This window comes from Clostridium transplantifaecale (assembly GCF_900626075.1).
Lineage (GTDB): Bacteria > Bacillota > Clostridia > Lachnospirales > Lachnospiraceae > Otoolea > Otoolea transplantifaecalis.
This window is the reverse complement of sequence record NZ_UYZY01000001.1, coordinates 979409-996089: the sequence shown is the minus strand read 5'-3', so window position 1 is coordinate 996089 and position 16681 is coordinate 979409. Positions and strand designations below refer to the sequence as shown.

Annotated in this window: 14 protein-coding genes; 13 read left to right on the top strand and 1 reads right to left on the bottom strand. The window is 47.9% G+C overall.

Features of this window, described 5'->3' with window-relative positions:
* Positions 1 to 7 precede the first annotated feature (7 nt).
* The 4 genes from EJL91_RS04260 (at position 8) to EJL91_RS04245 (ending at position 3871) form a co-directional block, all read left to right on the top strand.
* Positions 8 to 1090 carry a phosphotriesterase family protein gene (locus tag EJL91_RS04260; RefSeq protein ID WP_125140699.1) on the top strand — a complete coding sequence of 361 codons (1083 nt, stop codon included), beginning with the start codon at positions 8 to 10 and terminating at the stop codon, positions 1088 to 1090.
* A 197-nt stretch (positions 1091 to 1287) separates the two neighbouring features.
* A complete protein-coding gene (locus EJL91_RS04255; protein ID WP_125140698.1) occupies positions 1288 to 1623 on the top strand; it encodes a TIGR04076 family protein in 336 nt (111 codons plus the stop codon).
* Positions 1624 to 2227: 604 nt separating this feature from the next.
* The gene (locus EJL91_RS04250) at positions 2228 to 3124 is read left to right on the top strand and encodes an NYN domain-containing protein (protein WP_125140697.1); all 897 of its coding nucleotides are present in this window, start codon (positions 2228 to 2230) and stop codon (positions 3122 to 3124) included.
* Between the two features lie 324 nt (positions 3125 to 3448).
* Entirely contained in the window at positions 3449 to 3871 is a 423-nt protein-coding gene (locus tag EJL91_RS04245) for a DUF2000 domain-containing protein (RefSeq protein WP_125140696.1), read from the top strand.
* A 192-nt stretch (positions 3872 to 4063) separates the two neighbouring features.
* On the opposite strand, the gene EJL91_RS04240 is transcribed toward EJL91_RS04245, so the two are convergent.
* On the bottom strand, positions 4064 to 4747 hold the full coding sequence (locus tag EJL91_RS04240; RefSeq protein WP_125140695.1) for a DUF2461 domain-containing protein: 684 nt from the start codon (positions 4745 to 4747) through the stop codon (positions 4064 to 4066).
* 523 nt (positions 4748 to 5270) lie between these two features.
* Between EJL91_RS04240 and EJL91_RS04235 the strand changes: the two genes are divergently transcribed.
* From EJL91_RS04235 to EJL91_RS04195, 9 genes are all read left to right on the top strand, one after another.
* Complete coding sequence (locus tag EJL91_RS04235; RefSeq protein WP_125140694.1) at positions 5271 to 6545, top strand: helix-turn-helix domain-containing protein; 1275 nt, start codon at positions 5271 to 5273, stop codon at positions 6543 to 6545.
* 65 nt (positions 6546 to 6610) lie between these two features.
* Positions 6611 to 8293, top strand: coding sequence for an amidohydrolase (locus tag EJL91_RS04230; protein WP_243125222.1), 1683 nt, complete (start codon positions 6611 to 6613; stop codon positions 8291 to 8293).
* Between the two features lie 31 nt (positions 8294 to 8324).
* Entirely contained in the window at positions 8325 to 9311 is a 987-nt protein-coding gene (locus tag EJL91_RS04225) for an aldo/keto reductase (protein ID WP_125140692.1), read from the top strand.
* Positions 9312 to 9816: 505 nt separating this feature from the next.
* A complete protein-coding gene (locus tag EJL91_RS04220; protein WP_125140691.1) occupies positions 9817 to 11409 on the top strand; it encodes an ABC transporter substrate-binding protein in 1593 nt (530 codons plus the stop codon).
* Between the two features lie 102 nt (positions 11410 to 11511).
* Complete coding sequence (locus EJL91_RS04215; protein ID WP_125140690.1) at positions 11512 to 12459, top strand: ABC transporter permease; 948 nt, start codon at positions 11512 to 11514, stop codon at positions 12457 to 12459.
* An 89-nt stretch (positions 12460 to 12548) separates the two neighbouring features.
* Positions 12549 to 13619: an ABC transporter ATP-binding protein gene (locus tag EJL91_RS04210; protein ID WP_125140689.1), complete on the top strand. Its 1071-nt coding sequence runs from the start codon at positions 12549 to 12551 to the stop codon at positions 13617 to 13619.
* Positions 13616 to 14440: an ABC transporter permease gene (locus tag EJL91_RS04205; protein WP_125140688.1), complete on the top strand. Its 825-nt coding sequence runs from the start codon at positions 13616 to 13618 to the stop codon at positions 14438 to 14440. The genes EJL91_RS04210 and EJL91_RS04205 overlap by 4 nt, the downstream gene beginning before the upstream one ends.
* A 36-nt stretch (positions 14441 to 14476) precedes the next feature.
* The gene (locus EJL91_RS04200; RefSeq protein WP_125140687.1) at positions 14477 to 15442 is read left to right on the top strand and encodes an ABC transporter ATP-binding protein; all 966 of its coding nucleotides are present in this window, start codon (positions 14477 to 14479) and stop codon (positions 15440 to 15442) included.
* Positions 15443 to 15545: 103 nt separating this feature from the next.
* Positions 15546 to 16634 carry a phosphotriesterase family protein gene (locus tag EJL91_RS04195; protein ID WP_125140686.1) on the top strand — a complete coding sequence of 363 codons (1089 nt, stop codon included), beginning with the start codon at positions 15546 to 15548 and terminating at the stop codon, positions 16632 to 16634.
* The last annotated feature ends 47 nt before the right edge of the window (positions 16635 to 16681 follow it).

Below are 16681 nucleotides of genomic sequence, written 5' to 3'. Positions count from 1 at the left end.
GGATACTATGCCCAGAATTACAACTGTGTGCGGTGATATTGCACCGGAAGAATTAGGCTACACCGATATGCACGAACATGTGATGTTTGACGGGACCGATATGGGAGAAATTTGCCGCCCTTCGATGCCGAAGAACCTCCCCATTCAATGGGAAGACAAGATTTCTCTGGAGAATATCGGCCTTTTAAAACGCAACTTTACTCTGTGCCAGGATGCAATGAATCTTGACGATGAGGAAGTCATGACGGGAGAAGTTGCCGATTATAAAGAATCGGGAGGTGATTCCCTGCTGGAGCTGAGCGTCCCGGGAATCCGCCTGGATGTGGCGGCGATTAAAAGAATTTCAGAAAAGACAGGGGTCAATATTATCACGGCTACCGGCTTTTATATTGAATCATCCTGGATGGGACGTTTTGACGACTGGAAGACAGCCGATTTCTATAAACGTATGATGGATGAGTTTGAAAACGGCATCGAGGATACCGGAGTGAAACCCGGCTGTGTAAAAATAGCGCTTTCAAGCTTCACAAGAAGAGAGGAGATGTCCCTGCGGGCCGGAGGCCAGATGGCAAAGGATACGGGAATGTCGATTACGGTTCATCCCTGCGGTCAGGGAGGAGGCGACCCGAGGAAAATTGTGGAAGTCCTGAAGGAGGAAGGCGTTCCGGCAGAGAAGATAGTCATTGCCCATGTTCCGATGGCGAACAACAGGGGACTGTCGGAGATGATACGGTATCCGGAGCTTTGGGCTCTTAATCTGGATGTGGCGAAAGCAATCCTTTCAGCGGGAGCCAACGTATCCGTGGAGTTTATGTCGGGCCAGATTGACTTAGAGGCCCTGGGGTCCCAGTCAAATCCGGATTATATGAAACTGGCCGGTCTCGTTAAGCTGATTAATGAAGGCCACTGCAGGCAGATGGTACTGGGCACCGATATGTGCGTCAAAACAATGGCCAGACGATGTGGCGGGGAAGGCTACTGCCGTCTTACCAAATTTGCCGTACCGGCGCTCAAACAATACGGCGGTGTGTCGGACTATGCAATCAGGAGTATCATGATCGATAACCCGGCCAGAATTCTGGCGTATTGACAGGGGTACCTGATATCCGGGCGTCATCCGGCTGCCGTAAAGCTTATAGCCGGAAGCGGTGGGAAAACGAGCGCCGCAAACGGGCGGTCTGCCGCCCGGAACAGATGATAAAGTAACGTAAATGTAAAGAATATGCTGAGATAAAGAGATAAACCATCACACAAAAAAATCAATAAAAGAAAAAGGGGTATAAAATCATGGCAGAAATGTATAAAGTAAAATTAACAGTATTAAAGACAGCAATTTATCCGGAACTGGCAGAGAAATATTTATCAATCGGAAAAGAACTGAAACCATGCGGAGGCTTTAAAGAGGGCCAGGAAATTATCGTAGATGCATTTATGACATGTCCGGAGGGTTTCTGTCCTCAGGCATGGGCTGCTCTTTACCCACAGATGCTGACAATCAGCCGCGGCGGTTCCTACGCACCCTGGACAAAAGAAGACGGAGTCGAGGTCGGCTGCTGTACAGACGGACTGAGACCGGTAACATTTTTGATTGAAAGAGGTGAAGTTCAGCCATTTGATCTTTAAAATTACCTTGTATATAAGGATATAGACGGCAGAATGGATGGGGAGTACCCGGAAGATTTTGTCGTAGAAATTAGTGCTTTATTCTGATCGAATGATAGGCTCATTATTATATGTGTCCGGTTCATTTAAAAAGTATAGAGCACTTTTTTGCTTGTTCTTTCAGAAATTTATCCAATGACGCAGCCGGCAGAATGCAGTATGCTAAGATATGTAACAGAATTTGGTGGTTTTAATTCTACCGAGTTACTATCCTTTTTTATTATGACAGCGTTGCTGGGGACTCATGTTTATCTATCAACAAGAAAAAGAGCAGTTTTTGGAATTGTAATCCCATTGTGTATTGCCGCTTCCTTTTATCCTATATATCAATTACTAAGTCCTGACAAGATAACATCGATTGTCCTGATTGGCCTCTACGTCATAGCTTTGGGTTCCTGCCTATGCATTTGGTACAGGGCAAGAAAAGATAACAACGGCTAAAGGCAATATCGCCAGACAGAGCGTCATCCCGACTGAGAAGAGAGCAGAAACGGCGTGTTTCTATTTGAATAATCCCCCCTTGTATGATATAATTTCTCCAGTTGATAAAATGTTGGAGGCATTTATGGATAAACAGGACAAGATTGCAGTATTGATAGACGCAGAGAACGTATCGAAAAAGTACATTAAATTGATCATGGATGAAGTAAGTGATTACGGAATTGCTACATACAAGCGTATTTACGGCGACTTTACCAACCCCAGTGTTATGGCATGGCAGGATGCGCTGCGTGACTTTGCGCTGACGCCGGTTTTCCAGTTTAATTACACAAAGGGGAAGAATGCCTCGGACTCTGCTCTGATTATAGATGCAATGGACATCCTGTATTCGGGAAAGGTGAACGGGTTCTGTCTGGTGACCTCGGACAGTGATTTTACAAAGCTGGCAATCCGTCTTCGGGAGGCCGGAATGATCGTTATTGGAATGGGAGAGCAGAAAACTCCGAATTCCCTTGTTTCCGCCTGTGAGACGTTTAAATTCCTCGATCTACTGTACCAGGAGAGCCTGGAGGAGCAGGCGGAGGATAATAAGGCAACAGCGGAGAAGACCGCTAAAATCGCGGAACCGCCGGCAGCCTACCGTCCTTCGGAGGAACGGGATACGAAGAAACCTTCTGAAGGAAGGCAGAAAGTCCACCAGGTTGAAGCTTCGGACAACCAGGAGGAAAAAACGGATAATGCCAAGGGCGATTCGAGACTGAACAATGTGCCGACAAAAGAAGAGATTGGCGCGGAGATTGTCTCAATCATTGAATCGAGATCCGATGAAAACGGCTGGATCAACCAGTCCGAGATTGGAACCGTGCTTCCAAAGAGAGTTCCCGGCTTTGATCCACGTAACTATAAGTGCAAAAAACTGGGCCAGTTTATTGAGAGTTTTGATTATCTTGAGACAAGGACAATGAAGAATCCCAATAATAAACTGCTGAAAGTGGTATATGTGAAAATCAAGCAGATGTAGGATATTTAAATATTTTAGGCATTTCAATTTTAAACAGCGTGATGATAAATAATCCGTTCTTCCCTTCAATGTGGGAGGAGCGGATTTTTTCAATCAATACCGATGCCATTGAAGCGCCACTTTGGGTAAGAACTCTGAGCCATTTCCAGCGTAAATCTCAATATCAACGGCATATTAGCCCGAAAATGAGAATATCTTACAAGAATTTTCCCCTCCGATATGATAAGGTAATCGATAAGCATTAGAAACAGAGAAAGCAGGGCAGCAGGCTGGAGTAGAAAAGAGCTGCAGAAATACCGCGTTTGAGTACAGGAGGAACAGAAAATGAATTTACAAAACGAAAAATGTGTCATGATCATCGATGATCAGCTTCCGCTGGGAATCATTGCAAATACCACGGCGATTATGGGAATCACACTGGGAAAAGAGATGCCGGAGGTGGTTGGAGAGAATGTAACCGACCAAAACGGTAATGAGCATCTGGGTATCATCGGTGTTCCTGTGCCCATTTTAAAGGGTTCACCGGAAACAATCAAAGAAATCAGGGAAAAGCTCTATCAGCCTGATTTTCAGGAACTGACGGTGGTGGATTTTTCCGATTTGGCGCAGAGCTGCAATGACTATGGCGATTTCACGAAGAAGATGGGAAATGCCCCGGAAAGCGCCCTGCAGTACTTTGGACTGGCAATCTGCGGGCCCAAGAAAAAAGTAAACAAGCTCACCGGCAGCATGCCTCTGCTCCGATAAGGGCAGACCGGGGCTCAGTGAGGGGAGACCCGGCCTCCGCAAGAGGAGGCCGCATGCTTTTAGAAAGAAATAACGTTTTAACGAACGAAAAGGAAACTCCCCTCCGGACAGGCGGCGAAAAACATAAGGCTGCTTAACCCGGGAGGGAGTTTATTGCATCAGAAGACGGTACTGTTATGTTTTTCCGTTCATCTAACGCCGCGGCATCTGGAATCCGGCCAGAGCCTGGTTTAAATAATCATTAAAAGGCTTCATTTTGATAAAAATATCTTTTGCAAATTCCGGGAAATGCTCCGCGTCTTTGATAAGCTCGTCGGCGACGGGATATTCCAGATACCAGCTCTTATATTTCAGGTAATGTGCCTGGGGATGCTCCTTATCAAAACTTTCGGGAACCCGTTTCAATGAGGTCCCCTGCACCTTAAAGAAGTCACGAAAGCCGTCCGCTTCTATGATTGAGCCCCACTCATCGGGATACCCGGCAATATAATTTCGGATCATTGCCGTAGCGTCCTTAAATACATCTGCAAACAGCCCCCCTCCCAGAAATGATTTGCCTCCGGGCTGTATCATCAGAAAATAGCCGACCGGGATGGGGAGTTTCCCGCCTGAAGAAATATGGGCTCGAAAAGCCGGATTATAAGGAGATTTGTCGTGACTGAAGCGGGTATCACGCACCAGCTTGAATGTCAAATCCTTTGGCTGGTTGTGCAGGATGCTGCTGTCCGCTTCCCCTATTTTCAAAATCAGCTCTTGTAAAAGCATCTCAAAGTGTGCATTTGCCTCCCGGTACTCCTGTTTATGTGCGTGGTACCATTCGCGGTTATTATGGGTGCTTAATTCCGATAGGTAGTCCAGTATTACAGATGTATTCATATGTATCCTCCTGTGGTATACGAGATTGCTGCGAACCATTTTCAGGCCCTCATTATCAGCTCTTCTATGAGATTAGACAACGCCGGAATCAGATTGTGACAGACTTGCCTGGAAAATATTTTTCAGTCTTTTTAAAACATCAGGAACAGGAATAATGACGGAATCGGGAACAGAAATTTTAAGTCATCCGTCCGGCAGGGCTATACCACTTTGTAAAGTGTATGTATAATTATTGTATAAAAAAGCAGGTTTCTTTAATGACTTTACTTTTCAGAAATGTTATCCTTTAAACATAAAGAAATTCCACACACACAAATTTCCTTACTTATTTTAAAACAATTCTATTCAGTGATTCTTCTGAACACAGTGTGAGCTCACATATTAAAAAAATGGTGTACACCGGGAGACTGCATATCAGATATGGTATGGTTATTGTCTGTCGGTTTTTTTGTTGGAAATATGGAAAAACAGGAAAGCTTTGTGGTACACTTGATTTAAAAAAGACTACAAGGAGTGCTGCAAGATGGATTCAAACGAGATTATTATTAAAGATATTCCTGCATTTTTCAGAAAATTTAAAGGCAGTACAAAAGACGGGCAGTACGATTTATACTGTCAGGAGTTTGCCTATAGTATCATATACGGAAACCTGAACAGCAGCCATGTGGATGAGATCCTTCAGCTTGTTGGACTCAGCTGCGTTCCCGACCGGCTGCTGCTGATACAGACGGATTATAACGACGTGTTCCAGTTTTATCCGGAGTTTAACCAATTTCCGAGACGTTTCAACATAACCCAGATCCTTCAGAGGTGTGTGAAGCGAAGTGGTATAGAGGGGTTGGTGGCATCGTATACGGGAAGAGGCGTAATTGGCGTTTTCCTGTGCACCGGCCAGGAATCCTCCTCAGAAGAAAAAGAGGTCACGGAGAAAATCAGGGAACTGGCGTCGGAGATGATTGTCAGGGTCAACGAAGAAATCGGAGAGGGCGTTGCAATCGGAATCAGCAGATACTGCAGCAGCCTTTCGAGATTTCCGCAGGCCTATGCTGAGGGCAAGGAAGGATTATTCCACTGTTTCAGGCTGGGGAAGAACCATATGGTATTTTATAAAGACATTAAAGAACCTAAGACGGTTTTTTCCAGGGACGAGCTTAAAAATTTTGGTTCTGAGATTGTCTCCGGGATCACGGCGGGGGAACAGGACGCGGTGAAAGAACAGGTAGACAGGATGATGCAGTACATGCTGTCCGTCGCAATGTCACCGACCAATATACGCCTGATTCTGGTAAGTTTCACCGACTCGCTGAGAGAGCGGTTCTGCGGTTCCAGAATACCGATTGATACACTGGAAAAAGCATATTTGAACACATCGAAACAGATTATCAACAGCATGTTCGCAGACGATATTGAAAAGGCAATGGAACAGTTCTGCAGCAAATTAATAAAAGAACTGGGCGCGGAAGCACAGAGCTCTGAGGAACTGCTGTTACATAAAATCGACGAGGTGATAGAAAAATATTATCCCAACAGCGAGTTTAATCTGGACGTAATGGCGACCCTTTTTCACTACAGCTCTTACCATTTCGGGCGCCTTTTCAAGAATATGCGGGGAGAGTCTTTCAGACAGTATCTGGCGAAATACAGGATAGAGCGGGCAAAGGAGTTTCTGGCCAAGGGCGGCAAGCCGAATGAAGTCGCATTTCAGACCGGGTTTAACAGTATCAGCTATTTTTGCACAGTCTTCAAAAGCCTGACCGGTATTTCACCGAAACAGTATCAAGAGAACTTTATAAAGTAAAGATACAAATTAAAAAATATAAACAATTTGCGGCTTATTACAAGCCAACTATGGAGGACAAAGGAATGTCAGTTTTGGCAGATCTTGTTTTTATGAATGGAAAGATAGCTAAAGTCGATACGGATTTTAATTTCTGTACTGCAATTGCGGTAAAAGACGGATGGATCATTGATACCGGAAGTGATGAAGAGATAAAGTGCCATATCGGTGAAGGAACGGAAGTAATTGATCTGAAGGGAAAGCTGATGCTTCCCGGCGCCCAGGACTGCCATACGCATGCCTGCCTGGCCGGACTTTATAAAATGCCCTGGTTCCTGGACGTAGGAGAGGAGCGTGTTTCCTGCCTGGACGACATTAAGAAGATATTAAAGGATGCGGCGGAAAAGACGCCGAAAGGACAGTGGATTATGGGTTCCGGCCTGAGCTCCGGCTGTATCAGGGAGTGCGCAGAGGAACATCGGCAGATCACCCGCTGGGATATCGATGAGGCAGTGCCGGATCATCCGGTATGGCTCGCTAACAGCGGACTTCACCATGTACTCGTAAATACCAGGGCGCTTGAACTGGTGGGAATTACAAAGGACACGCCGGAGCTTAAACGCCATGAGGGTAAAATCCAGAGGCGGGAAGACGGGGAGCCGACCGGGTATCTCGACGATTTTATGCTGATGGATGCGGTTGGAAAAGTGTCAACGCTTCTGAACGATGAACAGATTCGTGACTGTATTATCCTGCTGCAGAGAGAGATGAATGAGAACGGCGTCACCACCCATACCGACATGGTCGGAATCGGCGGAGATCATCTGTTTGCCGGCGCCGGAGGATCCCGGGTAATCGATGTGTATGAAGCAATGGGGGAAGCGGGCGAGCTTACAGCCAGGGTTTCGGTCAATATCATGGCGGGCCTTAACGGCCTTTCCACCTATGACGCCATCATCGGGGGAGCGGGAGCAGGAAGGGTTCCGGAATTAAAAGACAGAAACTGGGTCGATGCCTGTGCCGTTAAACTGTTCGGAGACAGCATGTGGCTGCGCCCGGACGGAAGAAAGACGGGCGGAAGCAGCTATTTCCCGGGAGATACAATAGAGGAACAGAGGGAAGAGATCACGAGAACCATCGTGGAACTTCACCGTATGGGATACCAGATAGGAATCCACTCCACAGGAGGATGCGGAATTGACACCATTGTGGATGCCTATGTGAAAGCAATGGAACTGTACCCCGGAAAAGATCTGCGCCATTTTGTCATTCACGGTGACGATTTTTCGGATGAGAATATGAGAAAGTGTGCAAAGCACCATATCGTGCTTTCCTCGCAGGCAGTGGCTCCGTGGGGATTCATGGAATCTCTGGTGAACAGCGTGGACCCGGAGGACCCATCCAAAATGTTTGATTATCAGCGTTTTATGGACAACGGCGTCGTGGTGAGCCAGGGGGCCGACGCTCCCTGCATGACGGTCAACTGGCTGATGGGGCTTAAATTCGCGATGACGAGAACAACCGTTTCGGGCACCTGCTATAACAAGGGAAACGGCTGCACGATTGAAGACGGAATCAGAATGTACACAATCAATGGGGCATATCAGAACCACAGGGAGAATGTGACCGGCAGCATAGAGGTTGACAAACTGGCGGATCTTCAGGTTCTTGATACCGATATTTTTGAGATATCACCGGATGAGTTTGATGAGGTGAAGGTTGTAATGACCGTGGTGGGAGGACGGATTGTCCACTCCACTACCGTTTAGAAGAACTAAAAAATAATAGGAGAAATAAAACATGGAATATACATATTTGGGACGCACCGGACTGAAAGTCAGCCGTTTTTGCCTGGGAACAATGAATTTTGGAACCTCCACAGAGGAGAAGGACGCATTTTATATCATGGATAAGGCACTGGATGCCGGAATCAACTTCTTTGATACGGCGGACGCTTACGGCGGTTTTGCCGGAGAAGGCGAGCACGGTCTGACGGAGAAAATTATCGGCAGATGGTTTGCCCAGGGCGGCGGAAGAAGAGAGCGCGTAATCCTGGCCACAAAAGTATTTGCCACAATGGAGGATCCGTTTGAGGGACCGAATGACGAAGACGGACTGTCCGCCTGGAAGGTACGCAGGCATATGGAGGAATCATTAAAACGCCTTCAGACCGATCATATTGATCTTTATTATATGCACCATATCGACCGCCATGTGACATGGCCTGAGATGTGGGGGGCAATGGAGCCTCTTGTAAACAGCGGAAAGGCCACTTATATTGCGTCCTCCAACTTTGCAGCCCACGACCTCGTCAGGGCACAGTGGGAGGCCGATAAACGTCATTTCCTCGGCCTGGTAGCAGAGCAGCACCAGTATCATCTGCTTTCCAGACTGCCCGAGCTGGAAGTGATTCCGGCAGCCAGGGAACTTGGGTTAGGCCTCGTTACCTACTCCCCGCTGGCCGGCGGAATGCTTGGGGAGAATGCCCTGAAACGGCTCAGCGGCTCACGCAGCGAGAACCGTCATTATTCAGAGGAAATGCTTAAAACACTGACCGACTTTGCCGGCTTCTGCCACGACCTTGGCGAGAAACAGTCGGATGTAGCAATGGCATGGATTTTAAAGAACCCTGTAGTCACCAGCCCTCTCATCGGGCCGAGGACGCCGGAGCATCTTGACAATATCATTCACGCACTGGATGTGAAGCTGGACGACAGCGCGATGAAACGTCTGGACGAGATCTTCCCGGGACCGGGAGGAGAGGCGCCGGACAGCTATGCCTGGTAAATAGTAAAAAACAGGAGCTTTCCTATCAAAATTGAGGGAAGCTCCTGTTTTTTTATGGTTAAGACGAAAACGATACGGGCGTATTTGATGTTGCTCTGACAGCGATAACCTTCCTTACATCCTCTGTCCATTCCCCAACTGTTATATACCACACATAAAAAACGAAGCTTTTTTTAAAGAGGACCCTCCTGTTTTTGTAATGACAATTAAGTAACAATATGTTAATATTCAGGCATGGAAATAAAGTTATACTAAAATATCCAAAAATTCCGGAAAAAATAAGGATATAAGTAGTTATAAGAGAACAGGAGAAAATAATTTAGATTATTTTTTATATTCGGACTTTCCTGATTAGCATGAAAAGATACTAATTTCATGCAAGTCCGTCTAAAGCGGGGAACAGCAGCCATATGACATGGAAGCCGGCGAAAAAAGATTAAAAAGATTGAGATGTAACATTCTTCTGTTTCTTAAAAAGTGAACGAGGGTTGAAAGGAGCCAGAATATGAAAAAAATAAGATTACTGACAACGGCGGCAGCGTTAGCGCTCTCCGTATCGATGATAATGACCGGCTGCGGAGGAAATAAGCAGACGGCCACAGGCGGAAGCTCCGCCGCAGAGCAGAGTTCAGCCGAAAATGGGGAAAAGGTGCTGAAGGTTGCGACACACTGGGAAAAATCCACTTTTGATCCGGCGCTCTGGGGCGACGGAGGAAGTGTTAAAGCCGGTATCTCTATTTTTGAGACATTGCTGGCCTTTGATGAAGACAGAAATCTCGTTCCCAGCCTGGCAGAGAGCTGGGAGGTTTCCGACGACAGGAAAACTTACACCTTCAATCTGAGAAAAGGCGTACAATTCCATGCCGGATACGGTGAATTCACATCCGAGGACGTGGCATACACACTGGAACGTTTGAGCGATCCCGATGTAGGAGCCACGGATACAAAATCAAAATGCAAGGTAGACAATATCGAATCCATGGACACCTCCGACCCTTACGTGTTTGTGCTTCATTTAAAAGAGGCGGACAATGAAATCCTGATGGACTTCGCATCATGGTACAGCAATATCATCTGCAAGAAGGCATACGAAGAACTGAAACCTTCCGGATTTGGCGCAAAACCGGTCGGAACAGGACCTTTCGAATACGAATCCGGAAAACCGGCAGAGGCATATGTAATCAAACGTTTTGAAGATTACTGGGGAGAAAAGGCCCTTTTAGACAAGGTGGAAATCACGATGCTGGCCGATGAGTCAAGCAGAATTAACCTCTACAATGCGGGCGAAGTAGATATCATGACCCTGAACGATGCCAACAGCATCCTTAAATTCGAGAATACGGAAGGCTGTGAAGTAAAGAAAGTTGCGGGAGCCGGATGTTATTACCTCGGTATGAACCTGGAAAAGGAGCCGTTCAACAATCCAAAAGTCAGGGAAGCTCTCAAATATGCAATCAATTACGATGAAATGCTTAATGATTACTGGAGAGGGACGCTGTTCCCGCCGACAGGCTATGTTCAGTCCTACTGTATTTATGCCAGCACACCGGAGCAGAGCGGTTATACATATGAATACAACCCTGAGAAGGCCAAACAGCTTCTGGCGGAAGCCGGTTATCCGGACGGCTTCTCCACATCGGTTGCTTCACCGAACGACACCCTTTCCAAAGGACCGCTGCTTGTCATCCAGGAGTATATGGCCGACATCGGCATCGACATGCAGTTAAACCTTACCGAGTTTGCAACCTTCCTCGACGATGTAAGAAACGGACGCCATGAAATGTGGTTCCTGGTAAACGGAGACGGATACCGCGGTGACCAGTGGCTGACATCCTTTACAAGCGCCAAGATTCCGGGAAGCAACTGGTGCCAGTTCAGGAATGAAGAATTTGACGAGCTTGTAGCCAAAGGTTTTGAATCCATCGATAAAGCCGAGAAAGATAAGTATTTCGGCGATGCACAGAAGATTCTTGTTGAGAGCATTCCTTCCATTCCGATCGCTGAATCCTGTGGTGATATCCTGGTTAAGGATACGGTAAAAGGCTTCTCACTGAACGCTGAACTTCTGTTCCAGTTTAAGAACATGGATCTGCAGTAGTGGACCTGTAAAAGAGCTTGCTGTTCACGGTACGGCTGTTTTTCGAAAGAAGAGCGGCCGTACCGTGAATGATAACGCTTCACAGGTTGAAGGAGGGGAAACATGAAACGTTACATATTAAAACGTCTGTTATTTGCCATTCCCACGATTCTTGGAAGCATGATCGTGGTATTCCTGATTATCCGTTCTATCCCGGGCGATCCGGTGGCGATGAAGTTCGGCAAATCGGCTACCGTCCAGGAGATAGAGGAGTACAGGGAAGAGCACGGATATAACCGTCCGATGGCAGTGCAGCTGGCAGATTCCGTATTTGATACACTGCGGGGAGATTTGGGATACTCGATGGCGAATAACCAGCCGGTATTCGGCATGATACTGGACTGTCTTCCAAACACACTGGAACTGACGATATTCGGGGTGCTGTTAGCTATTGTGCTGGGAGTGACGTCGGGGATATTTGCGGCCTTGTACCGCGGCAGTATATTTGACATGGCGATTCTCAGCCTGAATACGCTCCTGATGTCGATGCCCTCTTTTTTCCTGGGCCTGATTCTCATCATCGTGTTCGGCGTTCAGCTGAAACTGATTCCGGTAATCGGCCTGAACCTGGCGCCGGAAGAGCATTTCCTGGGCCTTATCGGACCGGTCATCACGGTTGGCCTCGGTTCGGCGGCATCCATTGCCAGGACGACGAGAACCTCGATGCTCAAGATTCTTGGAAATGACTTTATTAAGGTCTGTAAGTCTAAGGGAATTGCAAAGAGCGCCATCATTTTGAAACACGCCCTGAGAAATGCACTGACACCGATTATCACGGTGGTAGGCGGAACCTTTGCCGCATATCTGGGAGGCGCGGTTGTAACGGAGACGGTTTTTGCAAGACCGGGAATCGGAAAACTTCTGGTCGATGCCATAAACGCCAGGGATTACACGGTAATTCAGGGGACGGCGGTATTTCTGGCAGTATTTATGATTCTCGTAATTCTGGTTACGGATATCTTATACGGCGTGTTCGATCCGCGTATTCGTGTTCAGGATTCTGCAAAATAATGACGATTGTTACTATTCAGCCCCCGTGCAATACATCTTGGCTGAACTGTAACAGAAGATCAAACAAGCTGGAATTGGAAGGTTGACTTATGGCTGAGCAAAATAGAGAGAAAGATAACAGAGAAATAGAAACAGGAAAAGAAGCGGAAAAAGAAGTAATACTGGAAGTGAAAGACGTAAAAAAATGGTTTCCGGGCGCCGTAAAGAGCAAGGAGTTTATCAAAGCCGTTGACGGAGTATCACTTTCCATAAAAAAGGGGGAGACCTTTGGCCTGGTGGGAGAATCGGGCTGCGGGAAAAGCACTCTTGCAAGACTGATTCTCAGTCTGTACAAAGCGACGGCCGGGGATGTATATTTCCACGGGAAACCGATCTATAAAATGAATGCCAGACAGCTTCGTGAAGTGCGCCGGGAAATGCAGGTTATTTTCCAGGATCCTTACGAGGCGCTGGATCCGTATCTCACCATTGAAGAGATTATTATGGAGCCGTTAGATATCCATCAGTATGGCACCAAACAGGAGAAACGCGAAAAGGTGGAAGAGATGTGTAATCTGGTCGGACTGCCGGTGAACCTTCTTACGAGGATGCCCCATCAGCTGTCCGGCGGCCAGAGGCAGAGGGTGAATATCGCCAGAAGCCTGGCTCTCAACCCGGAATTTGTCATCTGCGATGAAGCGGTATCCGCCCTGGACGTATCGGTCCAGGCTCAGATCCTGAATCTGCTCAGGCATCTGCAGAAGGAACTGGGACTTACTTATCTTTTTATTTCCCATAATCTTTCCGTTGTAAAATACATATCTGATACAATCGGCGTAATGTATTTCGGACATCTGGTAGAAGTGGCGCCGAAAAACGAACTGTTTGCCGCCGTAAAGCACCCTTACACCCATGCGCTTTTGTCGGCGGTGCCGCTTCCGGACCCGGATTATCAGGTCAATACGGGAGCGCTGACCGGTGATGTGCCGAGCCTCTTAAATCCGCCGTCCGGCTGTATTTTCCATGAGAGGTGCCCGTACAAACAGGAGCGGTGCGAGAGGGAGGCCCCTGTGCTTGAGAGAGTGTCGGATTGCCACCAGGTGGCCTGCCACCGGTATAAAGAACTTACATTAAAGCTGGACTACAGCTCCGGCTTTGGAAAAGGAGGGGAAGGCAGATGATAAAACGGCTGCTGCATAATAAAATGGTCGTGTTCGGGGCAGTTGTCATACTTGCAATGATGTTTCTGGCAGTGGCGGCCCCCTTGCTGACACCCTATGATTATAAGACGAATCACCTGGGCGATCGTCTTCTGGCTCCGTCGATGCTTCACATCATGGGAACGGATGATTACGGGAAGGACGTGTGGACGAGGCTGATATACGGGGCCAGAGTGTCCTTAAAGGTTTCATTCCTGTCTGTAATGCTGGCTCTTTCCATTGGAAGCACCATTGGTTTTGTCTGCGGTTACTTCAGGGGAAAAATGGATTTCTTTGTAGGCAGGATGATGGATATCATGATGGCATTTCCATCCATGCTGCTTTCAATGATTATCGCCATCTGCTTCGGTTCGACGGAGACCAGGATGTGCCTGGCAATCGGAATTCCGGTTATTCCGGGTTTTTACCGTATTGCACGGAGCGAGACGCTGGCCATCAGGGAGCGTACCTTCATCATGGCGTCGAAAACAATGGGCGCGGGGAGCGGCTACACGATTTTTAAACACATTATTCCCAATGCCCTGCCTCAGATTTTCATCACCTTATCAGGGACAATCGGCGGCTGTATTATGGCGGAATCCTCCCTTGGATTTCTGGGTCTTGGAATAGCGCCGCCGACGCCGTCCTGGGGTATGATTATCAATGAGGGAAAGGATGTGTTTATCGATGCCCCCTGGGTTGCCATATTCGGCGGTCTGATGATCACGCTGACGACGCTTGCGTTCAATCTTCTGGGAGACGGCCTGAGGGACGTGCTGGATCCGAGACTGAGAAGTAATTGACGGAGGCGGTGAAACGAAGCGAAAAGGAGAGCGGATATGGAGCATTTGCTTGAAATAAAGGATTTAAAAGTGGAATTCCCGTCGAAAGCGGGCAATATCCACGCGGTGAACGGCGTAAACATGTATGTGGATAAGGGAGAAATCCTGGGTGTCGTAGGGGAATCGGGCTGCGGAAAGAGCGTGACGCTGTCTAATATCCTGGGACTTGTGGAGGCGCCGCCCGCTATTATAAGCGGTGAGATTACATTTAACGGTGAAAACATTTTATATAAGAACGACAACGAATTCCGGAAGATAAGAGGAAAAGAAATCGCCATGATTTTCCAGGATCCGATGAACTGTCTGGATCCGGTCATCCGTATCGGAAAGCAGATCATGGAGATGATTCTGGAACATGAAAAAATGGACAAAAAACAGGCTTATGAGGAGGCTGTAAATCTTTTAAAGGTCGTAGGAATCCCGGATCCGGAGATACGGATGAACAGTTATCCCCACCAGCTTTCCGGCGGAATGTGCCAGAGAGTAATGATAGCGATAGCGCTGGCCTGCAAACCGAAACTTTTACTGGCCGACGAGCCGACAACGGCCCTGGATGTGACGATACAGGCCCAGATTCTGGGACTTCTCAGGGATATTAGGGATCGGTTCGGAACGAGCATCATCATTGTAACACATGACCTGGGCGTTGTGGCGACGCTGGCACAGCGCATCGCCGTTTTTTATGGCGGCAAGGTTGTGGAGGAGGCGGATACGAGGGAGATTTTTAAGAACCCGACCCATCCGTATACAAGAGGCCTGATTGCCTGCGTGCCCAGCCTGGCGGCCGGCGATGAGGATTTGAATGTAATTGAAGGCAATGTCCCCGACTTATCCAACATGCCCGCAGGCTGTCCGTTCCATCCAAGGTGCCAGTTTGCGACGGAGGAGTGTAAGAGCGGGGAGATGGACCGCTTCAAAGTCTCAGAAGGGCATTATAGTTACTGCTTACTATGTGCGCAGTAACACGCCTCGGGGGACACTACCTGTGGACAGTACCGTTTATATCCTGTCCAGAAACAATAGATGGCAGAGTAAATATGTGATTTTAAAGGAGAGGTGTTTAACTATGAAAAAGGTTGTTACGGTTACAGGGGAAATCAAGCCGGAAGAGCTGGGCTTTACCGATATGCATGAGCACATCCTGATGAAGGGGCGTGTGTTCCGGGAGCAGTTTGTGGAGGAACATCCGGGATTTAAGGAATCCATAGGGGAAAACGAGAAGAATACGCTGGAAAATATCGGCATCATCCGCAGAAATAACATGTTTACCTGGGACACCCAGGATTTGGATGACCCGGCGGTCATGGAAAAGGAAGTGGCTGACTTTAAGGCGGCCGGAGGCCGGTCCCTGGTGGAGATGAGCGTCCCCGGAATCCGCAGCGATATCAGGGAAGTGAAAAAGATTGCGGAAAATACCGGCGTAAATGTGGTCGGTACGACGGGAATTTATATCTATGAATCATGGCCGGAGTGGTGCTATAATGCGGAGATAGAAGACTTCATGGACTTTATGAAGCATGAGATCGAATATGGGATTGAAGATACCGGCATCAAACCGGGAATGATTAAGGTGGGAATTTCATCCGGGTTCCGTCCAAGGGAAGAACTCTTACTGCGCGCGGCAGCCAGAACGGCCAACGAAACAGGGCTTCCGCTGACGGTCCATCCCTGCTTTACGATGGGAGGAGGCCCTCTGGAAATCGCAAAGATCCTGAAGGAAGAAAACGTGGACATGGAGCGGACCGTGATCGCGCATATGGGTGCGTTTCTCGGAGAGGGCAGTTTAAAGACGCTGATTACCAACCAGAAGAGCTGGGGGATCAGCCTCGACTATCTGCACCGCGTCCTGGATACGGGAATCAACATCTGCATCGAAATCTGCAACACCTCGGACAGGGAGGCCACAGGCTCCACAAGCCTTCCGGGCTGGATGCGCCTGGCGGCTGTCTACCAGCTCATCCAGGAGGAATATGCAAAGCAGCTTGTCCTTGCGACAGATACATGCGCGAAACATATGGCCAGATACTACGGCGGTGAGGGCTATGGCCGTCTGACGCGATACGCCATTCCGACGCTCCGCGATATCGTAGGCGTGTCACCCTTTGCCATCGACCAGATCATGGTGAAGAATCCGGCCAGAATCCTGGCATATTGATGCCAGGGTAAAGCTTCAGCCCTAAAAAATAATGTTTCATGCCGTGT

Coding starts and splice junctions, on each gene's coding strand:
- EJL91_RS04235 (WP_125140694.1), top strand. CDS start 5,271: ATGGATTCAAACGAGATTATTATTAAAGATATTCCTGCATTTTTCAGA.
- EJL91_RS04225 (WP_125140692.1), top strand. CDS start 8,325: ATGGAATATACATATTTGGGACGCACCGGACTGAAAGTCAGCCGTTTT.
- EJL91_RS04210 (WP_125140689.1), top strand. CDS start 12,549: ATGGCTGAGCAAAATAGAGAGAAAGATAACAGAGAAATAGAAACAGGA.
- EJL91_RS04230 (WP_243125222.1), top strand. CDS start 6,611: ATGTCAGTTTTGGCAGATCTTGTTTTTATGAATGGAAAGATAGCTAAA.
- EJL91_RS04205 (WP_125140688.1), top strand. CDS start 13,616: ATGATAAAACGGCTGCTGCATAATAAAATGGTCGTGTTCGGGGCAGTT.
- EJL91_RS04195 (WP_125140686.1), top strand. CDS start 15,546: ATGAAAAAGGTTGTTACGGTTACAGGGGAAATCAAGCCGGAAGAGCTG.
- EJL91_RS04215 (WP_125140690.1), top strand. CDS start 11,512: ATGAAACGTTACATATTAAAACGTCTGTTATTTGCCATTCCCACGATT.
- EJL91_RS04240 (WP_125140695.1), bottom strand. CDS start 4,747: ATGAATACATCTGTAATACTGGACTACCTATCGGAATTAAGCACCCAT.
- EJL91_RS04245 (WP_125140696.1), top strand. CDS start 3,449: ATGAATTTACAAAACGAAAAATGTGTCATGATCATCGATGATCAGCTT.
- EJL91_RS04260 (WP_125140699.1), top strand. CDS start 8: ATGCCCAGAATTACAACTGTGTGCGGTGATATTGCACCGGAAGAATTA.
- EJL91_RS04255 (WP_125140698.1), top strand. CDS start 1,288: ATGGCAGAAATGTATAAAGTAAAATTAACAGTATTAAAGACAGCAATT.
- EJL91_RS04250 (WP_125140697.1), top strand. CDS start 2,228: ATGGATAAACAGGACAAGATTGCAGTATTGATAGACGCAGAGAACGTA.
- EJL91_RS04200 (WP_125140687.1), top strand. CDS start 14,477: ATGGAGCATTTGCTTGAAATAAAGGATTTAAAAGTGGAATTCCCGTCG.
- EJL91_RS04220 (WP_125140691.1), top strand. CDS start 9,817: ATGAAAAAAATAAGATTACTGACAACGGCGGCAGCGTTAGCGCTCTCC.